19 protein-coding genes are annotated in these 21537 nt (G+C 47.1%); 1 reads left to right on the plus strand and 18 read right to left on the minus strand.

What is annotated here, in order from left to right; translation table 11 throughout:
• From H595_RS0109830 to H595_RS0109840, 3 genes are all read right to left on the minus strand, one after another.
• Positions 1-197 (minus strand): helix-turn-helix domain-containing protein (locus H595_RS0109830; RefSeq protein ID WP_027671055.1); only part of this gene is annotated, 197 nt, incomplete at its 3' end.
• Positions 198-259: 62 nt separating this feature from the next.
• Complete coding sequence (locus tag H595_RS0109835; RefSeq protein WP_156885957.1) at positions 260-538, minus strand: SMI1/KNR4 family protein; 279 nt, start codon at positions 536-538, stop codon at positions 260-262.
• A gap of 222 nt (positions 539-760) precedes the next feature.
• Positions 761-1273 carry a CbrC family protein gene (locus tag H595_RS0109840; protein ID WP_027671057.1) on the minus strand — a complete coding sequence of 171 codons (513 nt, stop codon included), beginning with the start codon at positions 1271-1273 and terminating at the stop codon, positions 761-763.
• Between the two features lie 377 nt (positions 1274-1650).
• Here H595_RS0109840 and H595_RS0109845 point away from each other — a divergent pair, with 377 nt between their 5' ends.
• Entirely contained in the window at positions 1651-2220 is a 570-nt protein-coding gene (locus H595_RS0109845) for a gamma-glutamylcyclotransferase (protein WP_027671058.1), read from the plus strand.
• A gap of 97 nt (positions 2221-2317) precedes the next feature.
• On the opposite strand, the gene H595_RS0109850 is transcribed toward H595_RS0109845, so the two are convergent.
• From H595_RS0109850 to hscA, 15 genes are all read right to left on the minus strand, one after another.
• On the minus strand, positions 2318-4423 hold the full coding sequence (locus H595_RS0109850) for a TonB-dependent receptor (protein ID WP_027671059.1): 2106 nt from the start codon (positions 4421-4423) through the stop codon (positions 2318-2320).
• A 370-nt stretch (positions 4424-4793) separates the two neighbouring features.
• On the minus strand, positions 4794-7049 hold the full coding sequence (locus tag H595_RS0109855) for an arginine/lysine/ornithine decarboxylase (RefSeq protein WP_027671060.1): 2256 nt from the start codon (positions 7047-7049) through the stop codon (positions 4794-4796).
• An 11-nt stretch (positions 7050-7060) separates the two neighbouring features.
• Complete coding sequence (gene der, locus H595_RS0109860) at positions 7061-8539, minus strand: ribosome biogenesis GTPase Der (RefSeq protein WP_027671061.1); 1479 nt, start codon at positions 8537-8539, stop codon at positions 7061-7063.
• Between the two features lie 72 nt (positions 8540-8611).
• Entirely contained in the window at positions 8612-9793 is a 1182-nt protein-coding gene (gene bamB / locus H595_RS0109865; RefSeq protein WP_037054383.1) for an outer membrane protein assembly factor BamB, read from the minus strand.
• Positions 9794-9803: 10 nt separating this feature from the next.
• Complete coding sequence (locus H595_RS0109870; RefSeq protein ID WP_027671063.1) at positions 9804-10439, minus strand: YfgM family protein; 636 nt, start codon at positions 10437-10439, stop codon at positions 9804-9806.
• A gap of 39 nt (positions 10440-10478) precedes the next feature.
• Positions 10479-11744 carry a histidine--tRNA ligase gene (hisS, locus tag H595_RS0109875; RefSeq protein ID WP_027671064.1) on the minus strand — a complete coding sequence of 422 codons (1266 nt, stop codon included), beginning with the start codon at positions 11742-11744 and terminating at the stop codon, positions 10479-10481.
• Between the two features lie 75 nt (positions 11745-11819).
• On the minus strand, positions 11820-12923 hold the full coding sequence (gene ispG, locus H595_RS0109880; RefSeq protein WP_027671065.1) for a flavodoxin-dependent (E)-4-hydroxy-3-methylbut-2-enyl-diphosphate synthase: 1104 nt from the start codon (positions 12921-12923) through the stop codon (positions 11820-11822).
• Positions 12924-12925: 2 nt separating this feature from the next.
• On the minus strand, positions 12926-13750 hold the full coding sequence (locus H595_RS0109885) for a RodZ domain-containing protein (RefSeq protein WP_027671066.1): 825 nt from the start codon (positions 13748-13750) through the stop codon (positions 12926-12928).
• Positions 13747-15810 carry a type IV pilus biogenesis/stability protein PilW gene (gene pilW / locus H595_RS0109890; RefSeq protein WP_027671067.1) on the minus strand — a complete coding sequence of 688 codons (2064 nt, stop codon included), beginning with the start codon at positions 15808-15810 and terminating at the stop codon, positions 13747-13749. The genes H595_RS0109885 and pilW overlap by 4 nt, the downstream gene beginning before the upstream one ends.
• Before the next feature lie 15 nt (positions 15811-15825).
• The gene (rlmN, locus tag H595_RS0109895) at positions 15826-16953 is read right to left on the minus strand and encodes a dual-specificity RNA methyltransferase RlmN (RefSeq protein ID WP_027671068.1); all 1128 of its coding nucleotides are present in this window, start codon (positions 16951-16953) and stop codon (positions 15826-15828) included.
• A 106-nt stretch (positions 16954-17059) separates the two neighbouring features.
• On the minus strand, positions 17060-17491 hold the full coding sequence (ndk, locus tag H595_RS0109900; protein WP_027671069.1) for a nucleoside-diphosphate kinase: 432 nt from the start codon (positions 17489-17491) through the stop codon (positions 17060-17062).
• A gap of 160 nt (positions 17492-17651) precedes the next feature.
• A complete protein-coding gene (locus H595_RS0109905) occupies positions 17652-18059 on the minus strand; it encodes a type 2 periplasmic-binding domain-containing protein (protein WP_051219829.1) in 408 nt (135 codons plus the stop codon).
• Between the two features lie 11 nt (positions 18060-18070).
• Positions 18071-19204 (minus strand): porin family protein, encoded by a 1134-nt coding sequence (locus H595_RS0109910; protein WP_027671071.1) that lies wholly within the window; start codon positions 19202-19204, stop codon positions 18071-18073.
• A gap of 140 nt (positions 19205-19344) precedes the next feature.
• Entirely contained in the window at positions 19345-19683 is a 339-nt protein-coding gene (fdx, locus tag H595_RS0109915) for an ISC system 2Fe-2S type ferredoxin (protein ID WP_027671072.1), read from the minus strand.
• 3 nt (positions 19684-19686) lie between these two features.
• Positions 19687-21534 carry a Fe-S protein assembly chaperone HscA gene (hscA, locus tag H595_RS0109920; RefSeq protein WP_027671073.1) on the minus strand — a complete coding sequence of 616 codons (1848 nt, stop codon included), beginning with the start codon at positions 21532-21534 and terminating at the stop codon, positions 19687-19689.
• Between the last annotated feature and the right edge of the window lie 3 nt (positions 21535-21537).

Consider the following 21537-nt stretch of genomic DNA (forward strand, 5'->3'; position numbering starts at 1 on the left):
TCCATCAGATACGTCTTGAAGGGGTCAAGTTTTGAAGCCCGATCAGCACGTTCACTATAGGCTGGCGTTTTAGCAATATCCCGCAGATACTTACGAACAGTATTGCGTGATACATGTAATGTTTTGGCGATAGCACGAATGCTTTGGCCTTGTCGGTGCAACACATGGATTTCCACTAATAACTCCTGAGTCAGCATTAAAATTACACCGCCTTAATTCAATTAATGTCGGCGGTAATTTTGCCTCAGGTGGGTCAATTTTAAATTGTCGTTAGTGGGTCAGTTTTACATTGCCGGTGACAATCCGACAAATCCTGCCAGTCGACCCCGTGAGACATTAAAACCAAAGGATGATGACCATGCATTTCATCATTCAGATCGACACAATACGCATCGCCATACTCAGTTGTCGCTATCACGACATAACCTTTGGGACTTAAGTTAGCACCGGGGACATAGTTAGTATTTTCACCAACTAATTCATCTACAGGATAGAGCCTTACACCATTCACTTCTGCAGTCTCAGATGGTTCAAACATACTGAAAAAGCTTATGACCGTTTGCGGTAAACGAAGCCTTTTTAATCTCATAACATCTAGTGCCGATGCCGAGCGCAAGGCAACCCGTGCTTTTCTTGAGATTTTTGATGCAATCTTCGAATGGTCCATGTAATTCCTTTTAATGGCTAACGCCGCCAGCACGGGCGAGTGAAACGAGTCCAGCCAGTTTGCTGGCGAACGTGTCTGGCCTTGTTATGAGTTCTAATTTGCATCCCATACCCAGTACTTTTCGGCATTTAGACTAAAGAGGTAAACTGAAATATCTCCACCGTCTTTGTAGCTATGAAGTTTCTTCTTCGGAAGACAATCCCAGAGCCATTCTATTTCCGCCTTTGTTTGATCGGTTTCAATGAATGAATCCATGAACTCAGCTTTATCCTTAAAATCTTCTACAGAAGCGATACATTCGAATACAGGGTATTCACCTTCGATCATTGGCCATGGAGTGTCTTGCCAAGTTGGGAATGAAGGTGTTTTGTAGCTAATGGTATGCGCGGCTTCAGTACCATCATCAAAATTCATATTAGCTTCTATGTCTAGTTCCAAGAGCTTTCCGGATTTTAGACATTCATAGCAAATACAATCGATGGTGTTTACTCCAGAGTAGCCGCCAGCATCGAAGCATAAATCTACAGTTCCGCACACTGAACAGGCCGTAGGCTCTTCAACAAAGAACGCAAATTTTTCTGGATGCTTAAAATACTCGAATTTCATTTTTACTTACTCATGACACTTATTCGACGGGTCGACCCGCACTTAAACACGGGTTAACCCGTACTTGTAAATTTAATGTACAGAACATTACACCGCATCTTTAAAAACTACAATTACTTATAGGTACAGCTGATACTTATGCAGGCGACAAATACGGGTTAACCCGCCTAACAAAGCAGGAACGCCGCTTTTATAAAACATGTATGCAAACACAGTGATTTTTGCTTTAAATACCTAGAACATATTCGATATCGGTATTTAATGCCTTTGCCGTATCTGTATGCCAGGGTTTGCGATTGGGCCACTGCCAGAATACGCATTCCTTGCCGGACAAAAGCCAATTACACTGTTGGCATATTTGGGCTAAACAGAATCTTATGTCGCATAACACCATTGCCCTGAACAAGCAGCGCCAGCCGTTGAACCACCTCGATTCGGTGTGGTTGTTTGGTTATGGCTCCCTGATTTACAAAACCGACTTTGCCTATTTAGACGCAAAGCCTGCCTGTATTTATGGCTGGCAGCGGCGGTTTTGGCAGGGCTCGCATGATCATCGCGGTACACCAGAGGCACCAGGAAGGGTGTTAACGCTAGTTGAAATACCCGGCGCGCGCTGTGCGGGTATGGCGTATCAGGTTACACCAGATACTTTTGAGCATTTAGACCATCGTGAGAAAAACGGTTACCTGCGCGTGTTTACACCACTGCACTGGCTAAACGAGCCAGGCCAAACAGAGGGCGTGGTGTATTTAGCCAGCGCCGATAACGAGGCTTATTTAGGCCCTGCCAGTGACGCTGAAATTGCCGCCCATATTGCCAAAAGCCGTGGTCCAAGCGGCCCTAATAGCGAATACCTGCTAAAACTGGCGCAGGCACTACGTGACATGAACGAACAGGATGAGCATGTCTTTGCCATTGAACGGCAGTTGCTGTTACTTATGCCCTGAGTGGTTGAAAAGTGAGTGATTAAAACGGGCGGATATTGCCACAAAAAAGGCCGGTAGTATTTACCGGCCTTTTTCTTAGTACATTAACAAAATGCGATTAAAACGAGCCAACCAGAGTCAGTGCGGCATGCAGTGGTGCGCCTACTGATGCCTGATGCGTTGAGTGTGCATTAGGGAAATACAGCTCATCGGTGAGGTTTTCTACGTTTAGCTGAACGCGTAAGTCTTCAGAGATATCGTAGTAAGCCGACACATCAACGCGGGTGTAAGACGGTAATACCGCCGTGTTGCCGCTGTTAATAAAGCTCTTGTCCTGGTATGTTGCCCCAACACCGAAACCAAACACATCATTTACCTGATAACGGGTCCAGACCGAAAAGGTATTCTCCGGTAATTCAGTCGGTGTTTTGCCGGTTGGGCCAGTACGGCTGACAATTTCGCCACTCATGTTGCTGTAGTTGGCTGATACCGACCAATCCTGGCTTATCTGGCCACTTAACTGCAGCTCGAAACCAGAAATATCAGAATCAATCACATCTAAGGTAGATGGGTCGCTGTCGGCAACCTGAGGTGAGCTTTGCTCATTTTCAAACACGGCAGCAGTAAAACTTAAACCTTGGGCAAAATCCCATTTGATGCCTATCTCACGATTACTGTAAGTGTCTGGGTCTAACTGGTTATTGCTACCGTTAATATCGGTGTATTGCTCGCCGCTGCGTGGTAGGAAAGTTTCACTGTAGCTGGCGTACAACGAGATATTGTCCTGCGGCTTATAAATAAGGCCGGCACGTGGCGAAATTTCTTCGTCGGTGCGGCTGCGGGTTTCCAATACCTTAGGCATGGCGTTAAACACGTCGATATCAAAACGGTCGAAACGAGCACCCAGCACCAGGTTAAGCTGGTCGGTGAGTTTAATTTCGTCCTGCAGATAAAATGAAAATACATTCAGGTCAACGCGGGTGTCGTCTTTTAAATCGCTAAAGCTTGCTGTAACGGTGTCACCGTTAGCATTGACACCGGTTAAGTTATTGAAGTTCAGTGGCCGTTCAATGCTGAAGATTTTGCGGTCAGTTAAGGTAGAGTCAAATACCGGGTTAAAACGGTTTTGATCAGAGTCGGTTTGGCTAAACTCTGAACCTAAGATCACGGTATGCGCAATAGTACCGGTGTCAAACTCGGCAATCAGGTTGGCAGACAACGTCAGGTTATCGCGCCAGGTGTTGTCGACATAGCCATCCAGTTCAACGGTATTTTCTGCCTGATTAAAGCTGTTGGCATAAAAATTAGTGTACACCTTGTCATAATCACCATATTGGGCAGTAAAGTTACCCTTAATTACGTCGCTGAAACGATGCTCCAGCGCAGCACGAAATACGTGTGCTTCCAGTTCATGGACGTTATTTTCTGCATCGGCAAACACAACGTCTTTTAGCGCGGTAACCGGGCGGCCATCGGCACCGGTTGGAATACCGCGGTCTATAAAACGCTCGTGATTAACGTATTCATAAGACAGGTCCAGCAGAGTTTCGTCAGATAATTTAAGCCGTGCCGTTGGATTAAAGCCTACCCGATCGCCGTCATAATAATCACGGTGGCCTTCCAGATGCTCAACCATGGCGTTAATACGTATTGCCGAGTTATCTGTCGTAACCACGTTAGTATCCAGCTCGCCGCTCACGCCGCCAAAGCTATTTAAGCCTAGTTTATAACCTGCAAAATTATCGTCCAGCTGGGCCTTTTTGCTTACCCGGTTTAAGATACCGCCCGTACCTCCACGACCAAATAATAACGCGTTCGGGCCGCGTAAAATCTCTACTTGCTCTATGTTATATAACGCGCGGTAATATTGGACATCATCACGGTTACCATCAATGTAAAAGTCAGCCGTTGAGCGCACGCCCCGAAATACCACGGAATCACGATGCCCTTCACCCTGAGAGGTATTCACCCCCGGGGTATAGTCGATAATGTCGCCAATACTGTTAAAACCACGCTCAGTGATCTGTTCCGCAGTGACAATAGATAAGCTTTGCGGCACATCAATAATTGGGGTTGGCGTTTTAACTGAGTTTGATTGGTTTACAGACAAGTATTTGCCTTCAACCACAATGCGCTCAACGCTGTCGGCGTTATCAATATTCTGAGCCACAACGGTGTTACTTAACAGAACGGTTGCTGCGATACTTGTTAGTCGGAATTTCAATTTAACCCTCTCCATTTTATTGAAGTGCCTGTTGCTGTCATCGTTAATACACTATGCCCATACCACCACTAATTAGCGGACGACGGCGTGCAGCAACAAGCGTTACATCACAATAAAACAAATTATATTGCGAATAGTTATCAGTTGCACGTTTATTCTTCATTAGAATTAATAAATGACAGGAGAGGTTTGTATTAGAATTTATACGCTTAAGATATTTCCCCGGCACTGTGTTCATGCTTCTAACTGTGCAAGCTCCTAACTGTGAATAATAAAAAACCGGGATGGTATAGGGTTATACCATCCCGGTCTTAATGCAAAACGCGGCTGGTTACCCAGCCATAAGGACTAAAAACTTAGCACCAAGCGCTTACTCTTTTACTACATCAATAAAGTACTTCAGCTCGCCGTTTACCATTTCGCGCACTAAGCCGTGCACGTCGGTTTCAAATCCCGGGAACGCACTGTTAAAGGCACGGGTAAATTGCAGGTAACTAATAATAATTTTATTAAAGCGCTCACCCGGCACCATTAGCGGTATGCCAGGCGGATACGGTGTTACTAACATGGCGGTAACACGGCCTTCTATTTCATCAATAGATACCCGCTCAATATCACGGTGCGCCATCTTGGCCCAGGCGTCTGCCGGTGTAATAGCGGTTTCAATATGCGACAGGTACATTTCAGTGGTGACTTTGGCCACGTCATACTTGCGGTACATATTATGAATTTGCTGGCACAGGTCACGCAGGCCCACTTTTTCATAGCGCGGATGCTTTTTAGCGAATTCCGGCATAATGCGCCACATTGGCTGGTTTTGATCATAGTCGTCTTTAAACTGCTGCAACTCGGTTACCATTGAGTTCCAGCGGCCTTTCGTTATGCCGATAGTAAACATAATAAAGAACGAGTACAGGCCGGTTTTTTCAATGATAATACCGTGCTCTGCCAGGTACTTGCTGACAATAGCGGCAGGTATACCCTGTTCGTCAAACTGGCCATGCAGGTTTAAGCCCGGGGTAATAATGGTGGCTTTAATAGGGTCAAGGATATTAAAACCTGATTCTATCGCGCCAAAGCCATGCCAGCTGTCTTTAGCATGCAGTGTCCAGTTGTCGCGCGTGCCCAAGCCCTCTTCCGGTAATTCATCGGGGCCCCATACACGGAACCACCAGTCATCATCACCAAACTCGGCATCCACTTTACGCATAGCACGACGAAAATCTATCGCTTCTAGCAGTGACTCTTCCACCAACGCGGTACCGCCCGGCGCTTCCATCATAGCCGCGGCAACATCACAGCTGGCAATAATGGCATATTGCGGGCTGGTTGAGCTGTGCATCAGATACGACTCGTTAAACCGGTGCGTATCAAGGTTACGATTCTGCGCGTTTTGCACCAGAATTTGCGAGGCCTGTGACAAGCCAGCGAGTAACTTGTGGGTAGACTGGGTAGCAAATACCAGCGTATCTGCTGAGCGCGGCCGGTCTTTGCCTATGGCGTGCATATTTTTATAGAAGTCATGGAAGCTGGCGTGTGGCAGCCAGGCTTCGTCAAAATGCAAGGTGTCGATGGTTGACCCCAGCTCTTGTTTTATTTCTTCTACGTTATACAAAATACCGTCGTAAGTACTTTGCGTAATGGTTAAAATACGTGGCTTTTTGTTCTTGGCATTGCGGGCAAATGGGTTTGCTTCAATCTTCTTCGCGATAGCTTCGGGTGAAAACTCGCTTTTCGGAATAGGGCCAATAATGCCGTAATGGTTGCGTGTAGGCATTAAAAACACCGGAATAGCGCCAGTCATAATAATCGAGTGTAAAATCGACTTATGGCAATTGCGGTCTACTACAACGATATCACCCGGCGCAACAACAGAATGCCACACCATTTTATTTGATGTAGAAGTGCCGTTGGTAACAAAGAATAAGTGGTCGCAGCTAAAAATACGTGCAGCGTTAGCTTCACTCTCGGCAACAGGGCCGGTGTGATCCAGCAATTGCCCCAGTTCATCTACCGCGTTGCAGACATCAGCGCGTAGCATGTTTTCACCAAAAAACTGGTGAAACATCTGCCCTACCGGGCTTTTTAAAAAGGCAACGCCACCGGAGTGACCAGGGCAATGCCAGGAATATGAGCCGTCTGAAGCGTAATCCATTAAGGCATTAAAGAACGGTGGTGCTAACGCATCAAGGTACTTTTTCGCTTCACGAATAATATGCTTAGCCACAAATTCTGGCGTGTCTTCAAACATATGAATAAAGCCATGCAGCTCACGCAGTACGTCGTTTGGTACGTGGCGCGTGGTGCGGGTTTCACCATACAAGAATATTGGAATATCAGCATTACGCTTGCGTACTTCTTTAATAAAGGTACGCAGCTCACCTAACGCCTTAGCAACTTCCTCCGGCGTGCCGGTACCGAATTCTTCATCATCAATAGATAAAATAAAGCACGACGCGCGGCTGGCTTGCTGGGCAAAGGCGCTTAAGTCAACATAACTTGTGTAACCCACGACTTCAAAGCCGTGGCTGCTTATGGCTTGTGCTAAGTCACGAATACCCGAGCCCGAGATGTTCTCTGAGCGAAAGTCTTCATCAATAACAATTACCGGAAAACGAAAATTCATGCGATTGGTCCTTATTGGTCCATCTTCTTACGCGCTTTCATTAAACGCTCGCGCTTGTATTTTTGCAGCGGCGTTTCCGTGTTCTTTTTCGTTGGCGCAAACGGGTTTTCACCTTCACGGAATTCAACCCGTATTGGTGTCCCCATCATTTGCAGCGCTTTACGATAATAATTCATCAGATAACGCTTATAAGAATCTGGCAGGTCATCCACCTGGTTACCGTGAATAACAATTAATGGCGGGTTGTAACCACCGGCATGCGCATACTTTAATTTTACCCGGCGACCATGAACCAATGGCGGCTGGTGATCTTCCTGCGCCATCTTCATAATGCGGGTTAGTAGCGCCGTACTGTGGCGCTTGGTAGCTGAATCAAAGGCCTCTTCTACCGATTCAAACAAGTTACCAACACCAGAGCCATGCAATGCAGAGATAAAATGCAAGCGGGCAAAGTCAATAAAACCTAAACGGCGGTCCAGCTCGCGTTTTATTTCATCTTTAACAGAATCGTTCAGGCCGTCCCATTTGTTTACCGCAATAACCAGCGAGCGGCCAGCGTTCAGTACAAAGCCTAAAATACTTAAATCCTGATCAGAAATACCCAAACGGGCATCCACAACCAAAATAACCACGTTGGCATCTTCAATAGCCTGCAGGGTTTTAACCACCGAGAACTTTTCTACCATGTCATCAATTTTGCCGCGACGCCGTACTCCTGCGGTGTCAATTAACGTGTAGTCACGGTCGTTACGCTGCATGGGAATATAGACAGAATCACGCGTGGTGCCGGGCATATCGAATACCACTACGCGCTCTTCACCTAAAATGCGGTTAGTTAACGTAGATTTTCCCACATTCGGCCGGCCAACTATCGCCAGTTTAATATGTTCACTGCGCAGCCTTGCAGCTTCGGCATCCGCCTCTTCTTCGGTCAGGGTTTCAAGCGCCGGGCCGTCCTCAACCACAACTTCACCGGCTAATACTTTTTGCTGCTCTTCGGTTAACAGCGGTATTAACGCGTGGTTTAACAAGGACGACACACCACGGCCATGCGCCGCAGCAATAGCATACACATCACCCAGTCCTAAACTGTAAAAATCAGCTATGGCGGTGTCGGCATCTAAACCATCGGTTTTATTGGCAACAACAAATACTTTCTTTTCTACTTTGCGAATATGTGCCGCTATCGCTTCGTCGCCTACCGTCGCGCCAACGCGGGCATCGACCATAAACAGCACTACATCAGCTTCATCAATGGCCTTTAGCGATTGCTCAGCCATTTCAACTTCAATGCCCTGCTCGTTGCCGTCGATACCACCGGTATCTACAACAATAAATTCCAGGCCATCAAAATTCACAGAGCCGTATTTACGGTCTCGTGTCAAGCCGGGGAAGTCTGCAACCAGTGCATCGCGTGTACGGGTTAGACGGTTAAAAAGTGTCGATTTTCCGACATTGGCTCGCCCTACAAGGGCAACGACAGGCAACATTATGTGAACCTCAAAAATAACAAAACAGGCCTGGGTTAGGCCTGTCTAAAAACTTCAACCGCTAAGCCCGGTTTAAGGCGTTTGTAATAAGACTAGCTCACCGTTGCGGCTTTGTACCAGCAGATAACTGCCATCCGTTACGGCTTCGGCATAAAAGCCTGAACTGTCCATGCTTTGGCGGGCAACAAAATCACCCGTTTCACGATTAATCCAATGCAAGTTACCTTGATTATCGCCTACCACTAAATAAGTTTTGTATACGGTTGGTGCAGTAAGGTAATGATTATTCAAACCAAACTGCGACCACTTCTCAGTACCATTTCTAGTGTCAAGGGCATAAATTCGGCCAACAGCATCGACGACATATAAAATATCACCGGCAACCGCCATATTGCGGAAACTGGCATAATCACGCTTCCACAGTTGTCGGCCTGTGCGTAACTCCATCGCAATTAAAGCACCATTAAAACCAATACTAAATACGGTGCCCCCTACTACCACAGGCTTAGCATCAACATCAGCTAACCGCGACAAGTCGGTAGTACCCGTAGGAATCGCGATGGCTTCTTCCCACGCCTGGTATCCACGCTCAGCAATAAGTACGCCTAATTTTCCGTTGCCAGAGCCGTAAATAACGCCACCGGCTTCAATAACTGGCTCACTGACACCACGCAGTGTTAGTGCGGGTTGCTCGTTTTCAAACTGCCAGCGTTGCTCGCCGGTGTCAGGGTGCAGTGCTATCAAAGTGCCGGCACCCGTTGCTACAACAACCAGGCCATCGCCGATAGCCGGTTTTACCAATACTTCGCCTTTAACATCAACGCGCCAAACCAGCTCGCCATCGGCAGACAAAGCAACAACATCACCGTTTTCTGTACCAAAATACAGTTTGTCGTAGCCAAAACTTAAGCCGCCGGAAATACGCGCATTATCGCCAGACCAAACATCGCTGATCCCTTGCCAGAAAGAGTTACCCGCTGGTTTGCGCAAATCAAATTTCCACTTGCGATCTCCCGTTTCCAGGTCATACGCTATAACCAGGCCTTCTCGGCTAGCAGCATAAACCCTGTTTTTAACAATAATAGGCGTTAAGCTGGATTCGTAATGCATCACCCCAGAACCTACATCGTGATCCCACACTACGGCAGGGTCAATGATGTTTGTCACCGGCGGTAATACAAGCTCGTCTTTACTGGAACAGCCCGCCAGTACCAAGGTAGCCAGCAGTAATACCTGTTTAACCTGTAATTTCACACTTACCTCTTTACACTGCAGTGATGTGTGCCAATTCATCTAGCTTAACTTGTAGTAGCTGCTTATTGCTTCCGGCAGTGCTTAACGCCACTTCATAAGCGGCTTTTGCTTCTGCTGCTTTATCAGCTTGCAGCAAAATATCGCCTTTTAATTCAGCTTGTAGTGCAGCAAAGCTCTCTGGCATCGGCTTGTTTATTGTTACCAACGCCGCATCCACATTACCTTGTTCACGTTGCAAACGCGCCAAACGTAACTGAGTTACTGCCAGTACTTCAGCTGATTTAGCATGCGTCATCACCCAGTTAAGTTGGGCTTCGGCCTTATCAAACTGTTGTAATGTTACTGCGTCTTTAGCCGCTAACAACGCCACCAACACAGCATAGTTATCGTCTTTTGCCGCGGCAATAAAGCCTTGAGCCTTTGCAAGCCAGTCTTCACTCGCTGCTGCAGCATCACGCTGTATGATCAGTTGGTTATATTTAGTTGATGCCTGTTCTGCAGCACCACGTTGTTCCGCTTGATAAAAACGAAAGCCATACAACGCCGCAAGCCCCAGCACTACGCCACCCAAAATAGCTTTACCGTACTCTTGCCAAAAGCGTTTAATCGCTTCTACTTGTTGTTCTTCACTGCTGTAAATTTCCACTGCGTTACTCCGTTGTACGTCAAAGGCCGGTTAAGCTTTCTATGCCAGCGCTTTTGCCAGTTCAGTTAATAATAAGGTTTGTTGTGGTTTGTCTTCACGTAGCCACTTAACGCTAATTTCCCCGCGTGCCAGCTCATCTTCACCGATGATAAGGCCAATAGCTGCACCAGATTTATCTGCGCGCTTTATTTGTTTCTTTAAATTGCCACCACCGCAATGCACCATAACGCGTTTACCTGGCAAATCTGCTCGCAGCCGTTCGGCAACAGAAAGTGCAGCAAGTTCCGCTTTTTCGCCAAGTGCCATCAGATAGATATCGGCGCTGGCCGGCAGCTGAGGTAACAGCTCTAAGGTTTGTAACAACAGCACTAACCGCTCAAGCCCCAGGGCAAAACCAACGGCAGGGGTGGCTTTGCCACCTAGTTGCTCAACCAAACCATCATAACGGCCACCGGCACACACAGTCCCCTGGGAACCTAGCTCAGTGGTGACCCATTCAAATACCGTCTTGTTGTAGTAATCCAAGCCACGGACCAGGCGCGGATTCACGCTAAACTCAATGCCTGCCAGTGTCAGTAATTGTTTCAAGCGGGCAAAGTGTGTTGTGGAATCCTCATCAAGATAATCAGCCAGCTTCGGTGCTGCGGCTAGTATGTCTGCCAGTGCCGGGTTTTTGCTGTCTAATACCCGCAGCGGATTACTGTACATGCGTCTGAGGCTGTCTTCATCCAGCGCCGCCTTGTGCTGTTCCAGATACGCAACTAAAGCATCACGGTATGCAGTACGGGCTTGGGCTGAACCTAAAGAATTCAATTCCAGCTTCACATAGGGCGTAAGGCCGAGTTGTTGCCACAAACGGGCACTGAGCATGATCACTTCAGCATCAATATCTGCACTGGCAATACCAAAGGCTTCAAGACCAAACTGGTGAAACTGCCGGTAACGGCCTTTTTGCGGTCGCTCATGGCGAAACATTGGCCCGGTATACCACAACCGTTGTTCCTGATTGTACAGCAACCCGTGCTCATTACCTGCACGCACACAGCATGCCGTACCTTCAGGGCGCAGCGTTAAGCTGTCACCGTTGCGGTCGGCAAAGGTGTACATTTCTTTTTCTACAATATCGGTAACTTCACCAATTGAGCGCTTAAACAGATCGGTCATTTCCACTATAGGAAAGCGAATTTCGCTATAACCATAGCTAGCCGCCGTTTGGCGCAATACCTGTTCAACATGTTGCCATGCCGGCGTATCCTGCGGCAGACAATCGTTCATGCCGCGAATGGCCTGAATTTGCTTCGACAAAATTACATTTCCATCGGTTTAAATTAAAAAACAGCTGCGATTATAGGCGCAACGGAACCAAACACCAAGCTCGGCTTATTCAACCTGTCGCACGGTAATTTTCTGTTGCAGGTACTCACGCACCTGTTGCTCTAGCAGATCGGCAACCCGCTCGTTGTCCAGCCTTAACTTTTGGCGCTGACCATTGATATAAAACCCGCTTTTTTTACTGGCGCCAGCGACTCCCAAATCAGACACTAATGCCTCGCCCGGTCCGTTCACCACACAACCAATTACCGATACAGTGAGGGGATCCGTGATATCCTCTAACCGCTCTTCCAATTGATTCATGGTTTTAATCACATCAAATTCTTGCCGCGAACAGCTAGGGCAAGCAATAAAGTTTATGCCACGGGAGCGAATTCGTAACGATTTAAGAATATCGAATGCGACTTTCACTTCTTCCACCGGATCAGCGGCAAGCGAAATGCGTAATGTGTCTCCAATACCCTCAGCCAGTAACATGCCCAAACCTATGGCAGATTTCACTGCCCCTGCACGCGCGCCGCCGGCTTCAGTAATACCCAAATGCAACGGTTGCTTAATTTGCTTTGCCAGCAAACGATAAGCCCCTACCGCCAAAAATACGTCTGAAGCTTTAACACTCACTTTAAACTGATCAAAGTTAAGCCGGTCTAAAATATCAACATGTCGCATAGCCGATTCAACCAGCGCCTCAGGCGTCGGTTCACCATACTTTTGCTGAATATCTGCCTCTAACGAGCCACCATTTACGCCAATACGAATGGGGATATTATGATCGCGTGCGCAATCGACTACTGCACGGATGCGGTCTTCCCGGCCAATATTGCCCGGATTAATCCGCAAACAATCTACGCCATATTCTGCCACTTTCAATGCAATGCGGTAGTCGAAATGAATATCAGCAACCAGAGGAACCGGGGATTGCTGCTTTATCAACTTGAAGGCTTCTGCCGCGTCCATCGTTGGCACTGACACCCGCACCAAATCGGCACCGGCTTTAGCAATTGCTTTAATTTGTGCCACGGTAGCGGCCACATCAGTGGTAAGCGTATTCGTCATAGATTGCACCGCAATGGGGGCATCGCCACCAATCAATACATTGCCAACACGAATTTGCGTACTTATGCGACGTTTTATAGGGTTTTCTGCAAACATGCTTAATCTGACTCAGGAATTGTAAATTTAGCCACTCTACCAGCCGCTAATGCTGACATATCAACAGCCTGCTGATTGAAATTAATCTTCACGACACTAGGGTTTCCCAGGGTAACAGTAAACGGCGCCTTGCCACTTAGCTGCATAATGTAACCTGCTTGTTTGGTACCAAATGCAACCCGGTTGCCATCGGCATCCAAAACGTCAACCCAGCAATTTTCACTAAAACGCATTTCTAACAGATCAACAACAGGTACAAGCTCAATTGCTGCAGATTCGGCGGTATTTTCCTCTGCAGGTACTAATAGTTCTAACATCTCGCTGAACTGTTCCGGTGTGGGTTGCGGCGGTTCAGCTATAACGTCAGTTACCGTTGCGGATATTACCACTTCAGGCTCAGGTACAGGCTGTTCGGCATTGGATACCGTGACTCTGGCGGTTTGCCACCACCAAATAAACAACAATACAACTAGCAGCAAAATAATGCCGTAAGTTAGCCACATAAAGCGGTTTTCCGTTGCCTGCTTTGCAGTACGATTAGAAAACGTCCGCATTGGCTTAGTAATGCTTTGCTCACGACCGCTTTGCTGAGCGTAAGCCGCCATCAAGGGTGATTCAGGTAGTTTAAGCAAGCGCCCATATGCCCTAACGTAACCACGGGCAAAGGTTTCAGGCATGTTATCAAACTGATCTTGCTCTAGCTTAATAACTTGTTCCGGTTTTAAATTAAGCTGTAACGCAACCTGCTGTACGCTAAGCTGGCGCTGTTCTCTGCCTTGCAGTAACATCTGGCCGGCACTGGCAGATACCTGATCTTCGGTTGTCATTGATTAACACTTTCCGGGTCAATAACATATACTTGCTGACCAACCTGTAATTTACTGTTTTCGCTAAGGTTATTCCAGCTTAAGAAACTACTTAACCGGATATTGTAGCGATAAGAAATACCAAACATGGTTTCACCCTCAGCAACGATGTGCATAGGTTCAGAGGCGACAATTTGAACTCTGGCTGTTGCGGGCTGTTCATTCAGTTGCTCTTCGCTTACAGGGCCCAACCATATTTTTTGCCCCGTTTTAATAACGGAGTCAGGCGTAAGCTTATTCCAATCCATTAAACGCTGCAGGCGAATATTATGCTGTACAGATATCGCATACAGCGACTCAGCGCTTTGCACAATATGATAATTGGGTAAATCTAATACCTCTGTTGCAACAGCCTGCTCTGAATCTGGCACAGTGGCACGTTCATCTTCCTGCATCTGGGTCTGCGACTTCGCTGTCGCACTTTCTAAATCTTCACTGATTGACGCATCAACCGACGGCATAGGCTCGGTGTCCGCTGTGGTATCGCTCTGTTCGGTTTGCGCTAAAACATCTGGCTCAGTTTGCAGAGGTTGGGTTTGCAAGGGTTCAGTTTGCAGATTGTCTTTTTCTGTCACGGCCAATGCTGTAGCGTCTTGTTCGGCTTGCAGGCGTTGCTGTTCTTGCACCTCTAATACTGCCGCGTCTTGCTCTGCTTGCAGGCGTTGCTGTTCTTGCAGCGCTAATACTGCCGCGTCTTGCTCTGCTTGCAGGCGTTGCTGTTCTTGCACCGCTAATACTGCCGCGTCTTGCTCTGCTTGCAGGCGTTGCTGCTCTTGCAGCGCTAATACTGCCGCGTCTTGCTCCGCTTGCTCACGTTGCTGCTCTTGCAACACTAATAATGCTGCAGCCTCTTGCTCCGCTTGCTGCGCATCAACAATTTGCTTGTCGTAGGTGTTATCAACGTTTACTTTCTCATCAGGCAAAACATCGACATTCGCCAGTTCTGCAACGGCAGTTTGCGTAACACCACCTAAACTATTAGCAATGTCGCTGGTAGCGTTTTTCAACGCTGCGGGTTCTGCGCCGGCTTTGGCAGGCTGCGACCTTGGTGTCGCTTGAGCAACAGCAACGTTGTCGGTCTGACCACTATCATTTTTACGCCGCACTATCTTTAACTTGGGATTAGCCACAGGGGCTTCTGGTACTTCTGTTTTTACTGCATCATCTTCAGGCAATACAATGTTTGCCATCAGGCTTTCTTTGTACCTTTCACGTAGTCGCTCAAACTCACTGTCTTGCAACTTACCTTGCAATAACAGCCTGGCTTCAGGTGTATCGCTGTAGAGTGTCAGTAGCAATTGTTCGGCGTTACGTAAGGTTTCACGGTCACCATTTTTATCTGCTATAAGGTAACTAAGCAGCACGGTTGTAGCAGAAACCCTTCCTAAACGCTGAATTCGATCTAATTGCGTTTTAGCCTGGCGGTTATCCCCCATCGCATAAGATACCGCAGCTAACATAGTGAGGGAGCTAATTCTGGTAGAGTTATGGCTAATAGAAGAATCCAGAAAACGGTTCGCTTTAACAAAGTTGTTTTGTTGTAACTGACATAGCGCTAGGTTTTCGTAGCTCTCAGCAACACGAATATAGCCAGGTCGGCTAATCGCTTTAAGTAGTAACTCTTCTGACTCTTCATAGCGATTTAACTGACACAGGAAAGCACCAAAGTTATTGTAAGCATCCGCATAATTGCTGTCTTTGGAAATAGACAGCCGAAAGTACTCTTCAGCCTGCTTTAATTCATCAACGCTTTGATAATAGTAGGCTAAGGCGCTATAAACCTCTGCGGAATTGGGCGCAAAACTGCGCGCCCGTTCTAGGTTATATTTTGCCTGTGAGGTGTCGCCACGACGTAAATAGTTCAACCCCAGCGAAATACGGGTGCGAGCCGCTTCAATATTATCAAAGCTACGGTCTGATACCGGCTTATCACTGCCGACATACGTTTGTTCCGATACGCAACCTGATAACACCAGCAAACTACAGAGTGAAATACCAATGAGAACTTTTTGCTTCACCACACCCACTTCCTTGATTTATTGCAGCATTTTTATGTCTATTGGCTGACCTTTTTGCTGCTTTTTAATCAGCCTTTTTGTTCTGTCGATAACATCGCCTACCAATTGACCACAAGCAGCATCAATGTCATCACCACGGGTTTTCCGTACAATAACAGTAAAGCCGTATTCTTGTAAGACTTTGTTAAATCTGTCAATCCGTGAGTTGCTGGAACGCTTGTACGGCGAGCCTGGATACGGATTAAACGGGATCAAATTGATTTTTGACGGTGTATCTTTCAGCGCATGCGCCAGTTCATGCGCCTGTTCCATGCTGTCGTTAACACCGTCAAGCATGACGTACTCTACTGTGACCTTATCATTGGCCTTAGAGTTCGCCACATAACGCCTTGAAGCCGCTAAAAACTCTTCCATCGGGTATTTACGGTTTACCGGTACCAATTCGTTACGTAATTCATTATTTGGCGCATGCAATGAAATAGCCAACGCAACGTCGATTTTGTCACGCAATAAGTCCAATGCGGGTACCACGCCTGATGTACTTAGCGTGACACGACGCTTTGAAAGCCCAAAGCCGAAATCTTCCAGCATCAGCTCCATCGCTGGGACCACGTTATTAAGGTTAAGTAGCGGTTCTCCCATCCCCATCATCACAACATTGGTAACAGGCTTATCGCCAGTATCACCGTAGCTGCCAATAATTTGAGCCACGCGCCATACCTGGCCAATAATTTCTGACACGCTTAGGTTGCGGTTAAAACCTTGCTGCGCGGTTGAACAGAACGAACAATCTAATGCACAGCCAACCTGAGATGACACACATAACGTGCGGCGGTCTTTTTCTGGGATCCAGACAGTCTCAACTTCCTGGCCACCGCTTAAGCCCATAACAAACTTAATGGTACCGTCACTGCTGTCCTGCCGGGTAACCACAACGGGGGCTTCAATAACACAGCGCGTTTTCAGTTTTTCCCGCAATACTTTATTGATATTGCTCATCTTATCGAAGTCATCGATACAGAAGTGGTAAATCCATTTCATTACCTGATCGGCACGGAATGGTTTTTCGCCCATATCGACAAAAAACGCCTGCATTTGCGCACGCGTAAGATCAAGTAAATTAATTTTGCTTTGTTGCTCAGTCATTTGCTGAACACTCCTTACCACAATAAACAATAGCCATAAAACACTGTACCAACATGCACTAAGGGGGCTGCTGCCCCCTTAGTCCGTTACCGCAGGCGATTAACGCTTAACGGGTACGGGCACACAGCTCAGCTTCTGTGAAGAAGTAAGCAATTTCACGTGCAGCTGATGCCGCAGCGTCTGAACCGTGCACAGCATTTTCATCGATGCTTGCAGCGTAATCAGCACGTAACGTGCCCGCTGTCGCATCTTTAGGGTTAGTTGCACCCATGATTTCACGGTTTTTACGTACCGCGTCTTCACCTTCTAATACCTGAACCATTACCGGGCCAGACGTCATAAAAGACACTAAAGCGCCAAAGAAAGGACGCTCTTTGTGCTCAGCGTAGAAACCTTCAGCTTGTTCTTGGCTTAAGTGTAGCATTTTGGCAGCAACGATACGTAAACCGGCTGATTCGAAACGGTTGTAAATTGCACCGATAACATTTTTAGCTACAGCATCTGGCTTGATAATTGAAAAAGTACGTTCTAACGCCATAACAGGCTCCCTGATTAAGTATGTTTATAAACTGAGTGATTAAATTTTAAGGCGGCAAATTATACGCTAGTTGTAAAAAAAAACCTATTTTTGCTGATAAAAAAGCCGCAACATAGTGTTGCGGCTTTTAATGACAGTAGTTTTACACTGTTGCCAGCAATTAGAACGTTGTAACCACTTTAACCGTGCCGTCGACACTACCACTGCTTATATAACCAATGGCATTAGGATCAGCGGCTACAGCGGCCTTAACTGCAGCATCATCTGCCATTTCTTTCGGCGGCGTGCCCTTACCGGTAAACACCAGCTTTGACCAGTAAGCTTTTAACTGAGCAGATGAACGATTTAATACTTTGCTATCAAATTCGTCTCTTGCAACTTGGCCTTCTGACAAATTCAATGGCGTGGCTTTACTCCCATCTGCAAAGCTAGAAGCACGGCCTAAAAATAACCGGTTTAAATCGTCTGCGGAGACAACGTTAGCGTTAGCAGGATTTACAATCACCGCAATGTCTGCCTGCACGCCAAAACTCAGTACAAAAACCAATAGAGCTATTTTTTGTATCATCACGCTTCTCCTTAAAAGACCAGATCTACGCCTGCTACCAATAAGCCAACACGCGTATCTAACAGCTTATTTTTCTGCGAGGTATACTGAAGTTTAAATGCCGCCGAGGAATGAAAGTCATACCTCAAACCAATGTTTAAGGTATCGGCTTCTTTTGCCTGACTTTCCACGGTAGCAACAGCCCCAAAATATAATGGCGCTAAAGGTGTGCTAGCAAGATTTTGATACGGTTGGTAAATCTCCGGCTTAGAATCATGTCGCTCCCATTCATGCGAGATGTATGGCGTGATACTTCCTAAACGGTACGCAACAGAAATAAAGTAATTTTCCCGGTTGGCAAATAAGGTATTGTCTACTTCTGTACGGTTATATTCCGCCACAATAACTAAGTTTTCCCGATCTATGCCGGCCCCGATGCCAAAAAAGGTGCCCTTGTCTTTATCAAAGTCAATTTCTTCTGCCAGCGCAGCAAAGCCATTAGCATTTAACGCCCCCAGTAGGTTATTCGCATCCTGATTAGCAAAGGTCAGTGAAGCATCCGCGTTATAATACGCTATACGAAAGTTATACCAATCCCGGCTTAGCTCCCAACTTGCGCCGAAAAACCCATCCAGCTGGCCATCGCCCAAACCAGTAGTACCGTCATAGCCGCCATACATTGCGATCAACGTCGAGTCAAAACCGGCAATAATATCTGTACGATAAACCGATATACCCTCGATGTTATCAAAGCCCAAACCATAGACGCTGCGGGGCACCCTAGACCAGTCATAGGCATAACCCACATCTTTGTATTCTGAATACTTATAAAATGGCCCACGTAAGCGCCCTGCGTTTATCATGGTGTTGTCATTTAACTGGTAAGTGATGAATGCCCATTCAAAACCAATATCAAAGTCGTTGCTCCCGCGCCCCATTAGCTGGGCGGTTACTGACAGTTTTTCGCCCAGGTCAGAGCGAACTTGCAACGCCATTAAACTTTCGTTCTTAAAATCTAAATCATTGGTGTAGCCATAAAGTTCATCATCGCTGTCCAGTGTCATGCCCGCTTTAATTGATGCAAAACCATTGATCTGCACTTCAGCGTGAGCAGGCGCTATTAGCAAGCCGGATACGGCAAATGCAATAAGAGATTTTTTAAGCATAGATGCTCCGTCATTATCGTTGTCTTGAACAGACTAGCTTATAGTGCGCGAATCTGCCCTGAGTTTAATATTTATTATTATTCTAAGTCTTAGAATAGACGTAAAAAAAGGCCCTTGCAGGCCTTTTAATATTATGAGGGCTAATGGCCTTCACTGACCATATTTACCGTATATTTCGGTATCTCCACCACCAAGTCTTCATCTGCTATTCGCGCTTGACAGCCCAAACGCGATTCCGGCTCTAAGCCCCAGGCTTTATCGAGCATGTCGTCCTCGAGCTCATCGCTTTCATTTAACGAATAAAAGCCTTCGCGCACAATCACATGGCAGGTAGTGCAAGCACACGATTTCTCGCATGCGTGTTCAATGGATATACCGTTGCGAAGTGCAACATCTAGCACCGTTTCACCAGTATTAGCATCCAGGGCTGCACCGTCTGGGCACAGTTCTGCATGGGGTAAAAATACGATTTGTGGCATTTGTTATACCTCGTCCACGTTGTGGCCTTTGAGCGCAGTTCGGATAGACTGATCCATGCGTCGAGCGGCAAAATCATCTGTTAAAGTATTGGTGTGTTCAATAGCCGCTTTAATCGCTGCAGTATCATCACCCTGTTTCACCTGTGCTAAGCGAGCAAGCGCCTGGGTAATATCGGCGACTTCCTTTTCATCAAGCAATGATACGTCGGTATTAAGCGCCTGTGACACCGCTTCAAGTACACGCTCGGCTTCAACTTGCTGCTCACGTAACAAACGGAGCTGCATATCCTGCCGCGCAAATTGCATTGAGCTTTTCAGCATAGTGGTAACTTGCTCGTCACTTAAACCATAAGACGGTTTAACCTGAATATTCGCTTGTACGCCGCTCGATTTCTCTTGCGCAGTAACGCTCAGCAAGCCATCGGCATCTACTTGAAAAGTAACACGAATGTGCGCGCCACCTGCAGGCATAGGTGGTATGCCTCTTAATTCAAAGCGCGCCAGTGAGCGGCAGTCATCCACCAGTTCACGTTCACCCTGCACCACATGCAGCGCCATGGCAGTCTGGCCATCTTTGAAAGTGGTAAATTCCTGCGCCCGGGCAACGGGTATTACCGTGTTACGTGGGATAATTTTTTCTGTCAGGCCACCCATCGTCTCAAGTCCCAATGACAATGGAATAACGTCCAGCAGCAGCGTATCACTATCGGCTTTATTACCTACCAATACATTAGCCTGAATAGCAGCACCTAAGGCAACCACTTTGTCAGGGTCAATAGAGGTAAGGGGTTCATTGCCAAAAAAGCGGGCTACGTCCTGTCGCACTAATGGCACCCGGGTAGACCCACCTACCATAACCACTTTAACAACGTCTTCAACGGTTAAATCAGCATCGCGCAATACCTGACGACAGGCGCGAATGGTTTTCTTTACCAGCGGCGCAATCAATTGCTCAATATCTGCCCGTGACAGTTGCATGCTGTCTGCAGCGCCAGGCAACGTAAAATGCGTTACTTCGTTATCAGTTAATTGCTCTTTAACATGACGGGCTAAGGTTAAATAGTGCCTCATGGCCTGATGAGACAAGCTACTTTGACCACTGAGTTGTTGCAGATGACTAACAATGGCATGGTCAAAGTCATCACCGCCTAAAGCAGAGTCACCACCCGTCGCCAGTACTTCAAACACTCCCCGACGTAAACGCAAAATAGAGATGTCAAAGGTACCGCCGCCTAAGTCATATACGGCGATAACACCTTCCTGGCCAGAATCTAAACCATAGGCTAGCGCAGCAGCCGTAGGTTCATTCAATAGTCGCATCACGTTTAAACCGGCTAATTTAGCGGCATCTTTCGTCGCTTGGCGTTGGGCATCGTCAAAATAGGCCGGCACGGTAATCACTACACCGTTTAATTCGCCACCTAAGGTTTCGCTGGCCGTATTGGCCAGGGTAGCCAGAATTTCAGCGGATATTTCAACCGGGTTCTTCACGCCTTGTGCGGTATCAATGGCCACTAACCCTTGTTGGTCAACAAGCTGATAGGGAACTTTGTCTTTAAGCGCCAGCGTTTCGCTATAGCCTTTGCCCATTAATCGCTTTACCGACACGATAGTGTTATCGGCATCGGTAGCGGCGGCGGCCATCGCATCATCGCCAACAATAACGTTATCTGCGGTGTAACGTACTACGGACGGTAGCATGTCGCGACCTTGCTGATTTACCAGCGTTTTAGCCTCACCACTGCGCACTGTTGCAACCAGAGAGTTGGTGGTTCCAAGGTCAATACCGGCCGCTAGCTTGTGCTGATGCGGCGCAGCGCTTTGTCCGGGCTCTGCGATCTGTAATAGCATAGT

The organism is Rheinheimera baltica DSM 14885, from assembly GCF_000425345.1.
Lineage (GTDB): Bacteria > Pseudomonadota > Gammaproteobacteria > Enterobacterales > Alteromonadaceae > Alishewanella > Alishewanella baltica.